Genomic DNA, 16,973 nt, shown 5'->3' on the forward strand with positions numbered 1-16,973 from the left:
TTTCCCCCCGCCGTTCCCCGCCGCGCGCGTTTACGCGTTTTTTATACCGGCCCGATTATCTTTGACCCGTCCTTTACGTGCGTTCCCATAAGGTTCTAGTTGTCTGATTTCGACGACGGAGAACACAAAAATGGATGGGGTTTTCATCGGCGCACTGGTGCTGTTCACCGCGCTGATCCTCGGTTTGCTTGCCGGTTGCGAGAAGCTCGCGCAATACGGCCGCGGGGGGCGCGCATGACCTGGATGCTTTGGCTGGCGGGCGCCTCGACGGCCCTGCTGTTCGCGTATCTCGTCTTTGCGCTGCTGCGCGCGGAGGACATCGAATGAACGCGAACAATCTGTTGCAGACGCTGCTGTTCATCGTCGTGCTGCTTGCGGCGGCCGTGCCGTGCGCGCGTTACCTGACGAACGTGATGGACGGCAGTTCGCGCGTCGTGCGCGTGTTCGGGCCGCTCGAGCGCGCGCTGTACCGCATGGCCGGCGTCGACGCCGGCACCGAAATGAACTGGAAGCAGTATGCGATCGCCACGATCGCGTTCAACGCGCTCGGCGCGCTGTTCCTGTACGGTCTGCTGCGCCTGCAGGGCTTCCTGCCCGGCAACCCGCAGCAATTCGGCGCGATGACGGCCGACGGCGCATTCAACACGGCCGTCAGCTTCGTCACCAACACCAACTGGCAGGACTACACGCCCGAGCAGACCGTCAGCTACCTGACGCAGATGATCGGCCTGACCGTGCAGAACTTCCTGTCGGCGGCGACCGGCATCGTCGTCGTGATCGCGCTGATCCGCGGCTTCGCGCGCCACACCGCGCAGACGATCGGCAACTTCTGGGTCGACCTGACGCGCGTGACGATGTACGTGCTCGTGCCGATGTCGGTGGTGATCGCCGCGCTGCTGATGAGCCAGGGCGTGATCCAGAACATGAAGGCGTACCAGGACGTGCCGGTGCTGCAGACGAGCACCTATGCTGCGCCGAAGCTCGACGCGCAGGGCAATCCGGTGAAGGACGACAAGGGTAACGCGGTCACCGTGCCGACGCAGCTGACGAAGCAGACGCTCGCGATGGGCCCGGTCGCGTCGCAGGAAGCGATCAAGATGCTCGGCACCAACGGTGGCGGTTTCTTCAACGCGAACTCCGCGCACCCGTACGAGAATCCGACGCCGTTCGCGAACTTCATCCAGATCTTCGCGATCCTGATCATCCCGGCCGCGCTGTGCCTGGTGTTCGGCCGCATGATCGGTGACCGCCGGCAGGGCATCGCGGTGCTCGCGGCGATGACGGTGGCGTTCGCGGTCGCGATCGGCGTCGAGGTGAGCGCCGAGCAGGCCGGCAACCCGACGCTGGCCGCGTTGCACGTCGACCAGTCGGCGAGCGCGCTGCAGCCGGGCGGCAACATGGAAGGCAAGGAAACGCGCTTCGGGATTGCGCAGACCGGCATCTTCACGGTCGCGACGACGGCCGCGTCGTGCGGCGCGGTCGACACCATGCACGATTCGCTGACGCCGCTCGGCGGTCTCGTACCGATGCTGCTGATGCAGCTCGGCGAGGTGATCTACGGCGGTGTCGGCTCCGGCCTCTACGGGATGCTCGTGTTCGCGCTGCTCGCGGTGTTCGTCGCCGGCCTGATGATCGGCCGCACGCCCGAATACGTCGGCAAGAAGATCGAATCGTACGAGATGAAGATGGTGTCGATCGTCGTGCTGCTCACGCCGCTGCTCGTGCTGGTCGGCACGTCGATCGCCGTGCTGGCTGATGCGGGCAAGGCCGGCATCGCGAACCCTGGCCCGCACGGCTTCTCGGAGATCCTGTACGCGTTCAGCTCGGCCGCGAACAACAACGGCAGCGCATTCGCGGGCCTGACGGTCGGCACGCCGTTCTACAACTGGATGACCGCGATCGCGATGTGGTTCGGCCGCTTCGGCACGATCGTGCCGGTGCTGGCGATCGCCGGCTCGCTCGCCGCGAAGAAGCGCATCGCGGTGACGAGCGGCACGCTGCCGACGCACGGTCCGCTGTTCGTCGTGCTGCTGCTCGGCACCGTGATGCTGGTGGGCGCGCTGACCTACGTGCCGGCGCTCGCGCTCGGCCCCGGCGTCGAGCACCTGATGATGTGGCTGGGCGCGTGACGCGCGAGCGCATGGCGACACATTGAAAAGACTGAAGAGCTTGAAGAGATCGCAATGACTCAACATTCCGCAACACGGTCCATGTTCGATCCGGCGCTGGTGCGTCCGGCGATCGTGGACTCGTTCAAGAAACTCACGCCGCGCACGCAGTTCCGCAACCCGGTGATGTTCTGCGTGTATGTCGGCAGCATCCTCACCACGGTTCTGTGGATCGCGGCACTCTCCGGCCAGGCCGAGGCGCCCGCGGGCTTCATCCTCGCGATCGCGCTGTGGCTGTGGTTCACGGTGCTGTTCGCGAACTTCGCCGAAGCGCTTGCCGAAGGGCGCTCGAAGGCGCAGGCCGCGTCGCTGCGCAGCGCGAAGCGTGACGTGATGGCGAAGAAGCTCAACGAGCCGCACCCGAAGTCGCCGATCCGCATCACGACCGCGTCCGATCTGCGCAAGGGCGACGTCGTGCTGGTCGAGGCCGGCGACGTGATCCCGGCCGACGGCGAGGTGATCGACGGCGTCGCATCGGTCGACGAATCGGCGATCACCGGCGAATCCGCGCCGGTGATCCGCGAATCGGGCGGCGACTTCTCGTCGGTGACGGGCGGCACGCGCGTGCTGTCCGACTGGATCGTCGTGAAGGTCACCGCGAACCCCGGCGAGGCGTTCCTCGACCGGATGATCGCGATGGTCGAAGGCGCAAAGCGCAAGAAGACGCCGAACGAGGTCGCGCTGACGATCCTGCTCGTCGCGCTGACGATCGTGATGCTGCTCGCGACCGCGACGCTGCTGCCGTTCTCGATGTTCTCGGTCGAAGCCATGAAGGCCGGCCACGTGGTGACGATCACCGCGCTCGTCGCGCTGCTGGTGTGCCTGATCCCGACCACGATCGGCGGTTTGCTGTCCGCGATCGGCGTGGCCGGGATGAGCCGGATGATGCAGGCGAACGTGATCGCGACGTCGGGCCGCGCGGTGGAAGCGGCCGGTGACGTCGACGTGCTGCTGCTCGACAAGACCGGCACGATCACGCTCGGCAACCGCCAGGCGTCGATGTTCGTGCCCGCGCCGGGCGTGACCGAGGAGGCGCTGGCCGACGCCGCGCAGCTGTCGTCGCTCGCCGACGAAACGCCGGAAGGCCGCAGCATCGTCGTGCTCGCGAAGGAACGCTTCAACATCCGCCAGCGCGACATGGCGCAACTGCATGCGACGTTCCTCGGCTTTTCCGCGCAGACGAGGATGAGCGGCGTCGACTTGCCCGGGCGCGAGATCCGCAAGGGCGCGGCCGATGCGATTCGCCGCTATGTCGAGACTCACGGCAGCCGTTTCCCCGAAGAAGTGCGCCGCGCAGTCGACGACGTCGCGCGCCGCGGCAGCACGCCGCTCGTCGTGGCCGACCTGCATGACGGCGTGGCGCGCGTGCTCGGCGTGATCGAGCTGAAGGACATCGTGAAAGGCGGCATCAGGGAGCGCTTCGCGGAACTGCGCAAGATGGGCATCAAGACCGTGATGGTGACGGGCGACAACCGGCTGACGGCCGCGGCGATCGCGGCGGAAGCAGGGGTCGACGATTTCCTCGCGGAAGCGACGCCGGAAACCAAGCTCGCGACGATCCGCGAGCACCAGGCGGCCGGGCGGCTTGTCGCGATGACGGGCGACGGCACCAACGACGCGCCGGCGCTGGCGCAGGCCGACGTGGCGGTGGCGATGAACACCGGCACGCAGGCGGCGAAGGAGGCCGGCAACATGGTCGACCTCGACTCGAACCCGACCAAGCTGATCGAGATCGTCGAGATCGGCAAGCAGATGCTGATGACGCGCGGCTCGCTGACGACCTTCTCGATCGCGAACGACATTGCGAAGTACTTCGCGATCATCCCGGCCGCGTTCGTGACGACCTACCCGCAACTGCGCGTGCTCGACATCATGCATTTGACGTCGCCGGCATCGGCGATCCTGTCGGCGGTGATCTTCAACGCGCTGATCATCGTCGCGCTGATCCCGCTCGCGCTGAAGGGCGTCACCTACCGGCCGCTCGGCGCCGCGTCGCTGCTGCGCCGCAACCTGCTGGTGTACGGCCTCGGCGGCGTGCTGCTGCCGTTCCCGTTCATCAAGCTGATCGACATGACGCTCGCCGTGCTCGGCTGGGCCTGATGCGCCGCATTTGAAGGAAGAACCATCATGAAAACGTTGATTCGCCCGCTCGTCGTGATCTTTGTCGTGCTGACCGTCGTGACGGGGCTCGCTTACCCGGCCGTGATGACCGTGTTTGGCCAGGCCGTGTTCCCGTCGCAGGCGAACGGCAGCCTGATCGAGAAGGACGGCAAGGCGGTTGGCTCCGCGCTGATCGGCCAGCAGTTCGACGCGCCGAAGTACTTCTGGGGCCGGCTGTCGGCCACGTCGCCGATGCCGTACAACGCGACCGGCTCCGGCGGCTCGAACCTCGGCCCGCTGAACCCGTCGCTCGCCGACCAGGTGAAGGCGCGCATCGCCGCGCTGCACGATGCGGGTGCCGACATGTCGCAGCCCGTGCCGGTCGACCTCGTGACGGCGTCGGCGAGCGGCCTCGATCCGGAGATCACGCCGGCCGCCGCCGCGTACCAGGTCGCGCGCGTCGCGAAGGCGCGCCACCTGGCGCCCGACGCGGTCGCGCAGCTCGTCGCCGCGAACACGGCGGGCCGCCAGTTCGGCGTGCTCGGCGAGCCGCGCGTGAACGTGCTGAAGCTGAACCTCGCGCTCGACGCGGCGCAGGCCGCGCACTGAACGCATCCGGGCGCCCGGCGCGGCTTGTGTCGCGCTGGACCGGCCTGTCACGACGGCGCATGCGCCGTCTTTGCCTTTTGCGGCGATTTGGAACAACAATGCCTGTACTCGCGCGCAATCCGGCGCTCCGCCTTCCCTACGCATGAACCGCCCCGATCCCGACCAACTCCTCGACAAGCTGCAGCGAGACGAAGAAAAGCAGCGGCGCGGACAGCTCAAGATCTTCTTCGGCGCGTCCGCCGGCGTCGGCAAGACCTACGCGATGCTGCAGGCCGCGCGCCAGCGCCTGCAGGACGGCGTCGACGTCGTCGTCGGCATCGTCGAGACCCACGGCCGCGGCGAAACCGCCGCGCTGCTCAACGGTCTCGACGTGCTGCCGCTCGCACGCATCGACTATCGCGGCCGCACGCTCGCCGAATTCGATCTCGACGGCGCGCTCGCGCGCGCACCGCAGCTGATCCTCGTCGACGAGCTCGCGCATTCGAACGTGCAGGGCGCACGCCACCTGAAGCGCTGGCAGGACGTCTACGAACTGCTCGACGCGGGCATCGACGTGTACACGACCGTCAACGTCCAGCATCTGGAAAGCCTGAACGACGTGGTCGGCGCGATTACCGGCATCCGCGTGTGGGAGACCGTGCCCGACCGCGTGTTCGACGCGGCCGACGAGGTCACGCTGGTCGACCTGCCGGCCGAGGAACTGCTCGAGCGGATGCACGACGGCAAGGTGTATCTCGCGCAGCAGGCCGAGCGCGCGGTGCGCAACTTCTTCCGCAAGGGCAACCTGATCGCGCTGCGCGAGCTGGCGCTGCGCCGCACGGCCGACCGCGTCGACGCGCAGATGCGCGAATACCGGGCCGACCGTTCGATCCAGCGGATCTGGCAGGCGCGCGAGCGGCTGCTCGTCTGCGTCGGGCCCGGCCCCGAAGCGCCGACGCTCGTGCGCGCGGCCGCGCGGCTCGCCGCGAGCGTGAAGGCCGACTGGATCGCCGTGTACGTCGAGACGCCGCGGCTGCAGCGGCTGCCCGACGCGCGGCGGCAGCGTACGCTCGATGCGCTGAAGCTCGCGGTCGAGCTCGGCGCGGAGACGGCCACGCTCGCCGGCGACGATGCGGTCGCTGCGCTGATCGGCTATGCGAAGGTACGCAACGTGTCGAAGATCGTCGCGGGCGGCTCGCCGAAGGTCGGACTCGCACGCCGCTTCGCGCGGCCGTTCGGCGAGAAGCTGGCCGAACGCGCGGGCGACGTCGACCTGATGCTGATCCGCGCGTCAGCGAGTGACGAAGTGCGCGCGGCGCCGCTCGACGCGCGCGCACGCGACTGGCGCGATGCGTTCGCGCAATTCGGCTTGCGGCGTTCGCCGCCGCGTCACTACCTGTACGCGGCCGCGATCTGCGCGGCGATCACGGGTGTCGCGAGCATCGTGGCGCAGCGGCTCGACCTCACGAACCTCGTGATGCTGTACCTGCTCGGCGTCGTGTTCTCGGCCGTGCGGCTCGGGCGCGGCCCGGGCGTGCTGCAGTCGTTCCTGTCGGTCGCCGCGTTCGATTACTTCTTCGTGCCGCCCCGCATGTCGTTCTCGGTCAGCGACACGCAATACCTGCTGACTTTCTTCGGGATGCTGCTGACCTCGCTCGTGATCAGCCACCTGACGTCGACGCTGACGCGCCAGGCGAGCATTGCGCAGCGCCGCGAGCGCCGCACCGGCGCGATCTATGCGATGGCGCGCGAGCTCGGCGCGGCGCTGACGACCGAGCAGATCGTCGAGATCGGCAGCCGCCATGTGGGCGAGGTGTTCCGCGCGCGCGTCGCGTTCCTGCTGCCCGACAGTGCGGACCAGGTGCGGCAGAAGATCGAGGAACCCGACGCGGCCGTCACGCTGACGGGCGCGGATCTCGACTGCGACGTCGGCCAGTGGGTGTACGACCAGCAGAAGCCGGCCGGCCGTGGCACCGACACGCTGCCCGCGACCGCCGCGCTGTACCTGCCGCTGAAGGCGCCGATGCGCACGCGCGGCGTGCTCGCGGTCGCGTCGCGCGAGCCGCGCGAACTCGAGGTGCCCGAGCAGCTGCGGATGCTCGATGCGTTTGCCGCGCAGATCGCGCTCGCGCTCGAGCGCGTGCACTACGTCGAGATCGCGCGCGACGCGCTCGTCAACATGGAATCCGAGCGGCTGCGCAACTCGCTGTTGTCGGCCATCTCGCACGACCTGCGCACGCCGCTCACGACGATCGTCGGCTTCTCGTCGATGCTCGCGAACGCTCGCGCGGCCGCGCCGCACACGCCGGCCGGCGATACGGCGGCCGAGCGTTCCGCGCAGCGCGAAGGCGAGCTCGTCGACGCGATCCACGACGAGGCGCTGCGGATGACGGGGATCGTCACGAACCTGCTCGACATGGCGCGGCTGCAGGCCGGCAGCCTGCAGCTCAAGCGCCAGTGGTCGCTGCTCGAGGAGACCGTCGGCGCCGCGCTCGCCGCCTGCAAGCGCGTGCTCGCGCACCATCCTGCACGCGTGTCGCTGCCGGCCGACCTGCCGCTATTGCAGATGGACGCGGTGCTGATGGAGCGGCTGTTCACCAACCTGTTCGAGAACGCGGCGAAGTACACGCCGGCCGATGCGCCGATCGACGTCGGCGCGGAACGCGTGACCGACGACGGGCAACCGTTCGTGCGCGTGCACGTCGACGATCACGGCCCGGGCCTGCCGGCCGGGATGGAAACGCGCATCTTCGACAAGTTCACGCGCGGCGAGAAGGAATCGGCGACACCGGGCATCGGGCTCGGCCTTGCCATCTGCCGCGCGATCGTCGACGCGCACGGCGGTAGAATCGGCGCGCTCAACCGTACCGCGCCCGACGGCCGCGTGACGGGCGCGCGTTTCTGGTTCACGCTGCCGGTGGAGACGCCGCCGGCCGTGCCAGCCGTACCCGACGAAGACCTCGACGCGCCCGGCGGAGCGTCCCCATCCGAGCCATTGCCAGACCATGAGTGAACCGAGCCTGACCGTCGTCCTGATCGAGGACGAAAAACAGATCCGCCGCTTTGTGCGCGCCGCGCTCGAAGAGGAGGACATCGCCGTGTTCGAGGCGGAGACGGGCAAGCAGGGGCTGATCGACGCGGCGACGCGCAAGCCCGATCTCGTGATCGTCGATCTCGGCCTGCCCGATACCGACGGGCTCGACGTGATCCGCGAACTGCGCGGCTGGTCCGAGGTGCCGGTGATCGTGCTGTCGGCGCGCACGCAGGAAGAGGAGAAGGTCGCCGCGCTCGACGCGGGCGCCGACGACTACCTGACCAAGCCGTTCGGCGTGTCCGAGCTGCGCGCGCGCATCCGCGCGCAACTGCGCCGGCGCAACCAGGGCGGCGCGAACGAGTCGCCGAAGGTCAGCTTCGGCAGCGTGACCGTCGATCTTGCGCTGCGCCAGGTGTGGCGCGACGGCGAGATCGTGCACCTGACGCCGCTCGAGTACCGGCTGCTCGCGACGCTCGTGCGGCACGCGGGGCGCGTGCTCACGCACCGCCAGCTGCTGCGCGACGTGTGGGGGCCGTCGCATGTCGAGAGCCATCACTATCTGCGCATCTACATGGCGCATCTGCGCCAGAAACTCGAGCGCGATCCCGCGCAGCCCGAGCACATCGTGACCGAAACCGGTGTCGGCTATCGGCTCGTCGGCGCCGCGTGACGCGTGTTTCCGCCGGAATGCAAGGTCGCCCACCGGCGAAGTTGCATCGGCGCGACATCGCCGCCGCGTGTGCCGGCCGTGCACACTGGCCACCCATTCCCCGTTATGCTGACCGTTCCGCGAACGAAATCGAGGAGCGTGCAATGTCCGTCCGTCTGGTCGTCATCTGTGCGCTGGCGCTGACTGCGCCCGGCGCGTTCGCTCAGCCGCTGCCGCCCGGGCAGCAGCCTTCGGCGCCGCAGGCGGCGCTCGCCAATCCCGCATCGGCCAATTGCGTGAAGCTCGGCGGCCGCCACGTGATCCGCAACCTGCCGCGCGGGCAGGTCGGGATGTGCGTCTTCCAGGACGGCCGCGTGTGCGACGAATGGGCGCTGTACCGCGACGACCGCTGCGTCGGCGGTGGCGACGCCAAGCGCGTGTCGAACTGAGCGGGGCGGACGCGGCCGGGCCGTACCCGAGCCGGATTCCGCATTGGCCGCGGGCTACCGCATCCGGCATCCCCGTAAGCCTCTTGTTATACTCGGCGCCGCCCGGGGACGACCCCGGGTCATTCGCTTCAACGGGGACGGCCCCATCCGATACGGAGTACGTCGAGATGGCGTGGGTATTGTTGTTGATCGCCGGTTTGCTGGAAGTGGCCTGGGCGGCCGGCATGAAATCGTCCGAGGGTTTCACGAAACTCGGACCGTCGGTGTTTACGATCGTGACGGCGCTGGCCAGCTTCGGGCTGCTCGCGGTCGCGATGCGCCAGTTGCCGCTCGGCACGGCGTATGCGGTGTGGACGGGCATCGGCGCGGTCGGCGCGTTCGTGTTCGGCATCGTGATGATGGGCGAGGCGCTGACCGTCGCCCGGGTCGCGAGCGCGTCGCTGATCGTGTTCGGGCTGATTGGCCTGAAGCTGTCGTCGGCCGCCTGAAGCCGACCTGCCGGGCGCGGCCCGGTGCCCGTGCCCGGCCCTGGTGCGGCGCGGAATTGCGCCGGCCCGCCTGATTGCCTGTCTATAATGGAACGCATTCGGGCCTGATTGCCGTCGCGCCGTTCGCGGCAGGCGGCGCCGGTCGCCACGCGCCGCGCGGCCGGTCATACCGACTCGATCCGATCAATCGGCAAAGCGCACGCAAAGTGCAAGGAGAGGGCCATGATCGAAGCCATTTCGCTCGGCGCGGGGCTCGCGTGGGCGAGCGGGCTGCGCCTTTACCTGACGGTGCTGATCGCCGGCGTGCTCGCGCGGGTCGGCTGGCTTCATCTGCCCGATACGCTTGCGGTCCTGATGTCGCCGTGGGTCATCGGCGCCGCGGCGGTGCTCGCCGTCACCGAATTCCTTGCCGACAAGATTCCCGCGTTCGATTCGCTGTGGGATGCCGTACACACCTTTATCCGCATTCCGGCCGGCGCGGTGCTTGCCGCCGGTGCGCTCGGCCATGCCGATCCGACCGTGCTTGCGGTCGCCGGGCTGGCCGGCGGTTCGCTCGCCGGTGCCGCGCACGTCGCGAAGGCTGGCACCCGCGCGCTGATCAACTTGTCTCCCGAACCGATTTCGAACTGGGTCGCGTCGTCCACCGAGGACGGGCTCGTGTTCGGCGGCCTTGCGCTCGCATTCTTCGTCCCGCTTGCGTTCCTCGTGCTGCTCGCGGCGTTCATCGCGGCGTCGGCCTGGGCGTTGCCGCGCCTGTGGCGCGGCGTGTCAGGCGGTTTCCGCGGCATGGCGAACCACATGGTGACGCGGCTCAACTCGATCGGGGGCAAGCGCGATTGAAGGCGCGGCCACCCGTCGAGCGGCAGCATGCCGACCCGTCCCCGGCCGGGCGGCCCCGCCATGCCGGCCGCTTCGGCTGGCACGACCTGATCCGGCAGGCTGCGCGAATGACCGCGCGCGACTGGCGTGCCGGCGAGTTGACGCTGCTCGTGCTGGCGCTGGTGCTCGCGGTCGCGGCGCTGACGAGCGTCGGCTTTCTCGCCGACCGGCTGCGCCAGGGGCTCGAGCGCGACGCGCGCCAGATGCTCGGCGCCGACTTCGTGGTGCGCGCCGACCATCCCGTCGATCCGTCGTTCGATCGTGAGGCGCGCGCACTCGGCCTGCGCACCGCGACGACTGCAATCTTCCCGAGCATGATCGCGTCCGTCACGGGCGGGGCCGCGAGCGACGCGGCGCCTGCGCGCCTCGCGGCCGTAAAGGCCGTGTCGCCCGGGTATCCGCTGCGCGGCGCGGTCGAAATCGTGCCGGCCGGCGCCGCCGCGGCGCACAAGGCGACCGCGATTCCGGCGCCCGGCACCGTGTGGGCCGATCCCGCGCTGCTCGATGCATTGCATCTGAAGGCGGGTGCCACCGTGCGCGTCGGGCTGCGCACGTTCACGGTCGCTGCGTCGATTTCCCGCGAACTCGATCGCGGCTTCTCGTTCGTCAATTTCTCGCCGCGGCTGATGATGCGCGCGGACGAACTTGCGGCGACGGGGCTCACCGGCTACGGCAGCCGCGTCACGTACCGGCTGCTCGTAGCCGGCGAGCAGCCGGCCGTCGCGCGCTTCGAAACCTATGCGCACGGGCGCGTCGACGGCGGGAAGCTGCGCGGCGTCGGCCTCGAATCGTTGCAGGAAGGCCAGCCGCAGGTGCGGCAGACGCTCGATCGCGCGCGCCATTTCCTGACCCTCGTCGCGCTCCTGACCGCGCTGCTCGCGGCGGTCGCAATCGCGATGGCCGCGCAGCGCTACATGCGGCGCCATCTCGACGGCTGCGCGACGATGCGCTGCCTCGGCGTGAGCCGCCGCACGCTCGGCGCGCTGTTCGCGCTCGAATTCGTCGGCATCGGCGTCGTGTCGGGCGTTGCGGGCGCGCTGCTCGGCTACGGCGGCCATTGGGCGCTCCTGGCGGCGCTCGGCGGCCTGATCGACGTGGTGCTGCCGCCGCCGACGCTGTGGCCGGCGCTCGTCGGGGTCGGCGCCGCGCTCGTGCTGCTGCTCGGCTTCGCGCTGCCGCCGCTCGCGCCGCTCACGCGCGTGCCGCCGGTGCGCGTGCTGCGGCGTGACTGGGGCGACGCGTCGCGCACCGCGTGGGCCGCGTATGCGCTCGGCGTCGTGCTGTTCGCGGGGCTGCTGATCGTCGCCGCGGGCAACCTGAAGCTCGGGCTGATCGTCACGGGCGGGTTCGCCGGCGCACTGGTCGGCTTCGCGCTGATCGCCCGGCTCGTGCTGTACGCGGCGGCGCGCGCGGTACGCAACGCGCGCGTGGCCGCGGGCATCGGCTGGCGCTACGCGCTCGCGTCGCTGCACCGTCGCGGCACGGCCAGTGCGCTGCAGATCACCGCGCTCGCGCTGGGGCTGATGTGCCTGCTGCTGATCGCGATCACGCGTAACGATCTCGTCGCCGGCTGGCAACAGTCGACGCCACCCGATGCGCCGAACCAGTTCCTGATCGATATCCAGCCCGACCAGCGCGACGCCGTCGCGGCCTATCTGTCCGCACACGGCGTGCGCGACGCGGTGCCCGCGCCGATGGTGCGCGGCCGGCTCGTCTCGATCAACGGCAAGCCGGTGAACCCCGACGCGTATCCGTCCGACGAGGCGCGCCGGCTCGTCGACCGCGAGTTCAACCTGTCGTATACGACCGAGTTGCCGTCCGACAACCGGATCGTCGCAGGCGACTGGTTCGGTACCGCGGCCGTGCCGCAGATCTCGATCGAGGATGGTCTCGCGAAGATGCTGAACGTGAAGCCGGGCGACACGCTGCGCTTCGACGTGACCGGGCTGACGGTCGACGCGCCGATCACCAGCGTGCGCAAGCTCGACTGGGGCTCGTTCCGCGTCAACTTCTTCGTGCTGATGCCGCCGCCGGTGCTGAAGGACTTCCCGGCCGTCTACCTGACAAGCTTTCATTTGCCGGCATCGGACGCCGCACTGCTCGATCCGCTGATCGCGCGCTACCCGAACCTCACCGCGATCGACGTCGCACCGATCCTCGCGCAACTGCAGCGGATGATGCTGCAGGTGGTCGGCGCGGTGCAGTTCCTGTTTGCGTTCACGCTCGCGGCCGGCTTGCTCGTGCTGTACACGGCGCTCGCCGGCTCGCGCGACGAGCGTGTGCGGGAGGCCGCGCTGCTGCGCGCGCTCGGCGCGTCGCGCGCGCAGGTCAATGCGGTGCAGCGCGCGGAATTCATCGTGGTCGGCGCGCTGGCCGGCGCGCTGGCGTCGGCGGGCGCGATCGCGGTCGGCTGGGTGCTTGCGTCGCGCGTGTTCGACTTCCAGCTCGCCGTCGATCCCTGGCTCGTGCCGGCCGGCATCGCGGCCGGCGTCGCGTGCGCCGGTGCGGCCGGCTGGCTGAGCCTGCATAATGTGTTGCTGCGCCCCGCGCTGCAGTCGCTGCGCGACGCATGAGCGTCGCCGGCGGCCCCGAATATCCCGTTTCCGATTATCCGTATGACCGATGTGAATGATGATGCACCGTCGCAGCCGACGGCGTTCGAGCTCGTAGGCGGCGAAACCCGCGTGCGCGAGATGGTGGACCGCTTCTACGACCTGATGGACCTCGAGCCCGAGTTCGCGGAGATTCGCGCGCTGCACCCGGCGTCGCTCGACGGCTCCCGCGACAAGCTGTTCTGGTTCCTGTGCGGCTGGCTCGGCGGCCCCGACCACTACATCAGCCGGTTCGGCCACCCGCGGCTGCGCGCGCGGCACCTGCCGTTCCCGATCGCGTCGGTCGGGCGCGACCAGTGGCTGCGCTGCATGGCGTGGGCGATGGAGGACGTCGGGTTGCCCGAGCCGCTGCGCGAGCGGCTCATGCATTCGTTCTACGATACGGCCGACTGGATGCGCAACCGGCCCGGTTGATCGACCGGTACGCCGCTGCCCGGGCGCAGGACGATCTGCGTCTGGGTGCATCTGCCGTGCGGCGCGACACTGACCGTTTTCCCACGGATACGAGGTTCGCCCGATGACAACCCAGGCACTGTTTCGCGACGATGCGTACCTGACGCAATGTGACGCCGTCGTCGCGGCGGTCGGCGATGACGGCATCCGGCTCGATCGCACCGTGTTCTATCCGCTCGGTGGCGGGCAGGCCGGCGACAGCGGCACGCTGACGCTGCCCGACGGCAGCACGATCGCGGTCGCCGACACGCGCAAGGCGAAGTTCGACGGCGCCACGCCCGACGACGTCGTGCACGTGCCCGCCGCCGGGCAGGACGCGCGCATTGCGGCGCTCGCGCCCGGTGCGCGCGTGGTGGCCGACATCGACTGGCTGCGCCGCTACCGCCACATGCGGCTGCACACGGCCGCGCACCTGATGTGCGCGGTGCTGCCGTATCCGGTCGACGGCTGCAGCGTGACGGCCGACTATGTGCGGCTCGATTTCGCGACGTCGGACGCAATCGATCGCGTCGACGTCGAGCGCCGCCTCGCGGGGCTGGTCCACGGCGCGCATCCGGTCACGACCGAATGGATCACCGACGCGGAGATGGTCGAGCGGCCCGACCTGGTGCGCACGATGAGCGTGAAGCCGCCGCTGGGTCTCGGCCGCGTGCGCTTGTTGCGCATCGAGGGCGTGGACTTGCAGCCGTGCGGCGGCACGCACGTGCGCAATACGTCGGAAATCGGCGACCTGCGGGTCGCCAGACTTGAAAAGAAGAGCGCCCGGACCCGGCGCCTCGTACTGGAGTTTGCATGACGATTGATAGCCTGACGGACAGCGCCACGACGCTCGATCCGCAAGCGCGCGAGATTCTCGATTTCTGGTTCGGCGAGCCGGATTCGGCCGGGTTCGGCCGGACGCGCAAGGTATGGTTCAACGGCGGCGCGGCGTTCGACGACGTGCTGCGCACGCGTTACGGCGCGTTGCTCGACGCCGCGTGTGACGGCGCCTGCGATCGCTGGGCCGATACGCCGCCGGGCGCGCTTGCGCTGATCGTCGTACTCGACCAGTTCTCGCGCAACATTCACCGCGGCACGCCGCGCGCGTTCGTCGCCGATCCGAAGGCGCTGGCGCTCGCGCGCCGCGTCGTCGCGGCCGGCTGGGACGCGCAGCTACCGAGCGGCCATCACCGTGCGTTCGCGTACCTGCCGTTCGAACATGACGAGTCTGACGAGAGCCAGCGCGAGGCCGTGCGTCTGTGCGCGGGCATCCGCGAAGAGGCGGGGTGCGCGAGCTACTACGAGTTCGCGTTGCGGCATGCGGCCGTGGTCGAGCGCTTCGGTCGCTTCCCGCACCGGAACGCGATTCTCGGCCGTGCGTCGACCGACGAGGAGCAAGCGTTCCTGCGCGAGCCCGGTTCGTCGTTCTGACGTGCGGGGCGGCGGGGCGGGCGTGAAGCCGCGTTCGCGCGCCGTTCGGGCGGGGAGAGGGGGCGCGTAGGCCGGACCTGACGACGGCGCCGGCGTGCGGCGCCGTCCTGTATCACTGCGCGTTGTGCTGTTCGGGCGTGCGCACGTAGACGCGCAGCAGTTCCTCGTCGTCGCCCGGGCGCGCGCCGGTCCAGAACAGTTTCCATTCGCTGCCCGGCGCGGGGTCCACGGCCCGCACGCCTTGCACGATCATCCATGTACAGCGCGTCGTTTTCGCGTCGTTGATCGGCGTGTGCAGGATGCCGGAGAAGTAGTACAGCATCGGCGCTTCCGATTCGCCGAGCCCATGCAGGCTCGCCATGCAGTCGCCTTCGTTCCATTCGAGCGCGAGATGCGTGTTCAGGTCGTCGAACACCGACCGGTAGCTCTTCGCGATGTCGAGCCACGGCAGCAGCAGCGTATAGACGAGCCCCCACGCGACCAGCGCGCCGGCCCCCCACGACAGCGCGCCGCGCCACCGGCCGGTCATACGCAGTTTCGGCAGCAGCCACAGCCAGCCGACCGTCAGCACGAGCGCGCCGATCACGAACCCGGGCACGATCGGCATGGTCCAGTCGAGCGGCAGCCAGCGGCCGAGCGGCGCGAGGCTCGCATGCGATGCACTCGGATCGGCCATCACCGCCCAGATCGCCCATGCGAGCGCGACGGCGCTGCCGAACAGCAGGCGGCTCAGGTAATCCCATGCGAGATGCAGCCCGCGCGGCAGACGCTCGATCGCCTGCGCGGCGACCAGCGCGAGCGGCGCGAAGAACGGCAGGATGTAGAGCTGGCGCGAGGTCGCGGACACTTGCAATACCGCGAGGCCGATGCCCGCGAACAGCACGGGCAGCGCGATACGCGGCGTGCGCCAGTCGCGCCATGCCCCGCGCGCCAGCGCGGCGATCGCGAGCGGCGCCACGGGGAAGCCGAGCAGCAGGAACGCGCGCAGGATGAAGAACGGCTTGTCGTTCTCCGCGCCGAGCTCGGGCACCGAGAAGCCGAAGAAGCGGCCGACGTTGTTGTCCCAGAACCACGTCATGAACAGCGTCTCGGAGCGCAGGAACAGCGCGGTCGGCCAGATCAGCGCGAACGGCGCGAACACCAGCGCGGCAACGCCGAGCGCCCGCGCGAACGAGCGCGTACGGCAGGCGGGGTAGAGCACCAGCGCGCCCATGAGCGTGGCCGCGAACACGAGCGGCACGAACAGTCCCTTCGCCATCAGCGCAATGCCGACGCCCGCGCCGAAGATCGGCGCGGCCCAGCGGCCCGACGGCCGCACCGGCAGCCCGTGCCGCAATTGCCGCGCGCGCGCGACGTGCTGCATCACGAGTTCGAGCAGCCCGCAGAAGCCCATGGCGGTGCCGGCGAACAGCGCGACGTCCGTCATCATGTCGTGCACGTGCTTGATGACGACGAGCGTGCCCGCGCTCAGCACGACCGGCCCGATCACGCGCAGGTCGAGCCAGCTGTCGGCCCGGCTGGCGCTGCGCGCCGCGCGCGCGATGAAGCCGAACGCGAGCGCCGCGAACAGCGCGCTCGCGAGCCGCGCCGCGTCGTGCAGCGGCATCACGCGCTGCAGCAGCCACGCGAGGCTCGTCGCGACCCACGCGTAGAGCGGCGGTTTTTCCATGAACGGCAGGCCAGCGTTGGTCGGCACGACGAAGTCGCCGGTCTCGAGCATGTGCTGGATGATGCCGAACGTATAGGTTTCGTCCTGCTTCCACGGGTCGTGGCCGAGCACGCCCGGCAGCACGTATGCGCAGACCAGCGCGGCGACCAGCAGCCATGCCTGCCAGCCGAGCCGGATGACGTGACCGCGGGCGGTATTCGTCGCGCTGGCGCCGGCCACGGCGGGCGTGCCGGCGGCATTGAGCGTCGCGCTGAGGTCGGTGTCGGCGGCTGTTCGGGTGTGCTGGGCCGAAGCGGGCACGGCCGTGCGTCGCCGGCCGGGCGCTGCGGTTCCTGGCATGGAAAAGATCTCGGTCGGGTCAAGCCGGTCCGGCGACATGGGCCGGAACCGATAAGGGTCGCATCAAGGCGAGATGACAGCCGGATGACCGACTGTTTGGCGTGGCGCTAGTAGACCACGGATTTCTTACGGATG

General features: G+C 69.5%; 14 protein-coding genes. 13 read left to right on the forward strand and 1 reads right to left on the reverse strand.

Annotated elements, in window-relative coordinates:
* The first annotated feature begins 234 nt into the window (after positions 1–234).
* The 13 genes from kdpF to GEM_RS05625 all read left to right on the forward strand — a co-directional run bounded on the left by kdpF (position 235) and on the right by GEM_RS05625 (position 14,830).
* On the forward strand, positions 235–327 hold the full coding sequence (kdpF, locus tag GEM_RS05565) for a K(+)-transporting ATPase subunit F (RefSeq protein WP_006752209.1): 93 nt from the start codon (positions 235–237) through the stop codon (positions 325–327).
* The gene (kdpA, locus tag GEM_RS05570) at positions 324–2,129 is read left to right on the forward strand and encodes a potassium-transporting ATPase subunit KdpA (protein WP_014896466.1); all 1,806 of its coding nucleotides are present in this window, start codon (positions 324–326) and stop codon (positions 2,127–2,129) included. The genes kdpF and kdpA overlap by 4 nt, the downstream gene beginning before the upstream one ends.
* 54 nt (positions 2,130–2,183) lie before the next feature.
* Positions 2,184–4,268, forward strand: coding sequence for a potassium-transporting ATPase subunit KdpB (gene kdpB, locus GEM_RS05575; protein WP_041490457.1), 2,085 nt, complete (start codon positions 2,184–2,186; stop codon positions 4,266–4,268).
* A 27-nt stretch (positions 4,269–4,295) separates the two neighbouring features.
* Entirely contained in the window at positions 4,296–4,877 is a 582-nt protein-coding gene (kdpC, locus tag GEM_RS05580) for a potassium-transporting ATPase subunit KdpC (RefSeq protein ID WP_014896468.1), read from the forward strand.
* Between the two features lie 142 nt (positions 4,878–5,019).
* A complete protein-coding gene (locus GEM_RS05585; RefSeq protein ID WP_014896469.1) occupies positions 5,020–7,869 on the forward strand; it encodes a sensor histidine kinase in 2,850 nt (949 codons plus the stop codon).
* On the forward strand, positions 7,862–8,560 hold the full coding sequence (gene kdpE / locus GEM_RS05590) for a two-component system response regulator KdpE (protein WP_014896470.1): 699 nt from the start codon (positions 7,862–7,864) through the stop codon (positions 8,558–8,560). The genes GEM_RS05585 and kdpE overlap by 8 nt, the downstream gene beginning before the upstream one ends.
* A gap of 143 nt (positions 8,561–8,703) precedes the next feature.
* Positions 8,704–8,988: a DUF333 domain-containing protein gene (locus tag GEM_RS05595; RefSeq protein ID WP_014896471.1), complete on the forward strand. Its 285-nt coding sequence runs from the start codon at positions 8,704–8,706 to the stop codon at positions 8,986–8,988.
* 167 nt (positions 8,989–9,155) lie between these two features.
* Complete coding sequence (sugE, locus tag GEM_RS05600) at positions 9,156–9,476, forward strand: quaternary ammonium compound efflux SMR transporter SugE (RefSeq protein WP_014896472.1); 321 nt, start codon at positions 9,156–9,158, stop codon at positions 9,474–9,476.
* 222 nt (positions 9,477–9,698) lie between these two features.
* Positions 9,699–10,316: a DUF4126 domain-containing protein gene (locus tag GEM_RS05605; RefSeq protein ID WP_014896473.1), complete on the forward strand. Its 618-nt coding sequence runs from the start codon at positions 9,699–9,701 to the stop codon at positions 10,314–10,316.
* A gap of 107 nt (positions 10,317–10,423) precedes the next feature.
* On the forward strand, positions 10,424–12,928 hold the full coding sequence (locus GEM_RS05610; RefSeq protein ID WP_014896474.1) for an ABC transporter permease: 2,505 nt from the start codon (positions 10,424–10,426) through the stop codon (positions 12,926–12,928).
* A gap of 42 nt (positions 12,929–12,970) precedes the next feature.
* Positions 12,971–13,381, forward strand: coding sequence for a group II truncated hemoglobin (locus GEM_RS05615; RefSeq protein WP_014896475.1), 411 nt, complete (start codon positions 12,971–12,973; stop codon positions 13,379–13,381).
* A 103-nt stretch (positions 13,382–13,484) separates the two neighbouring features.
* Positions 13,485–14,216, forward strand: coding sequence for an alanyl-tRNA editing protein (locus GEM_RS05620; protein WP_014896476.1), 732 nt, complete (start codon positions 13,485–13,487; stop codon positions 14,214–14,216).
* Positions 14,213–14,830, forward strand: a complete 618-nt coding sequence (locus GEM_RS05625; RefSeq protein ID WP_014896477.1) for a DUF924 family protein — start codon at positions 14,213–14,215, stop codon at positions 14,828–14,830. The genes GEM_RS05620 and GEM_RS05625 overlap by 4 nt, the downstream gene beginning before the upstream one ends.
* 112 nt (positions 14,831–14,942) lie before the next feature.
* Here GEM_RS05625 and GEM_RS05630 read toward each other — a convergent pair whose 3' ends face one another.
* The gene (locus GEM_RS05630) at positions 14,943–16,838 is read right to left on the reverse strand and encodes an ArnT family glycosyltransferase (RefSeq protein WP_041490619.1); all 1,896 of its coding nucleotides are present in this window, start codon (positions 16,836–16,838) and stop codon (positions 14,943–14,945) included.
* Between the last annotated feature and the right edge of the window lie 135 nt (positions 16,839–16,973).

The sequence above is a fragment of the Burkholderia cepacia GG4 genome (assembly GCF_000292915.1).
GTDB classification, from domain to species: domain Bacteria; phylum Pseudomonadota; class Gammaproteobacteria; order Burkholderiales; family Burkholderiaceae; genus Burkholderia; species Burkholderia cepacia_D.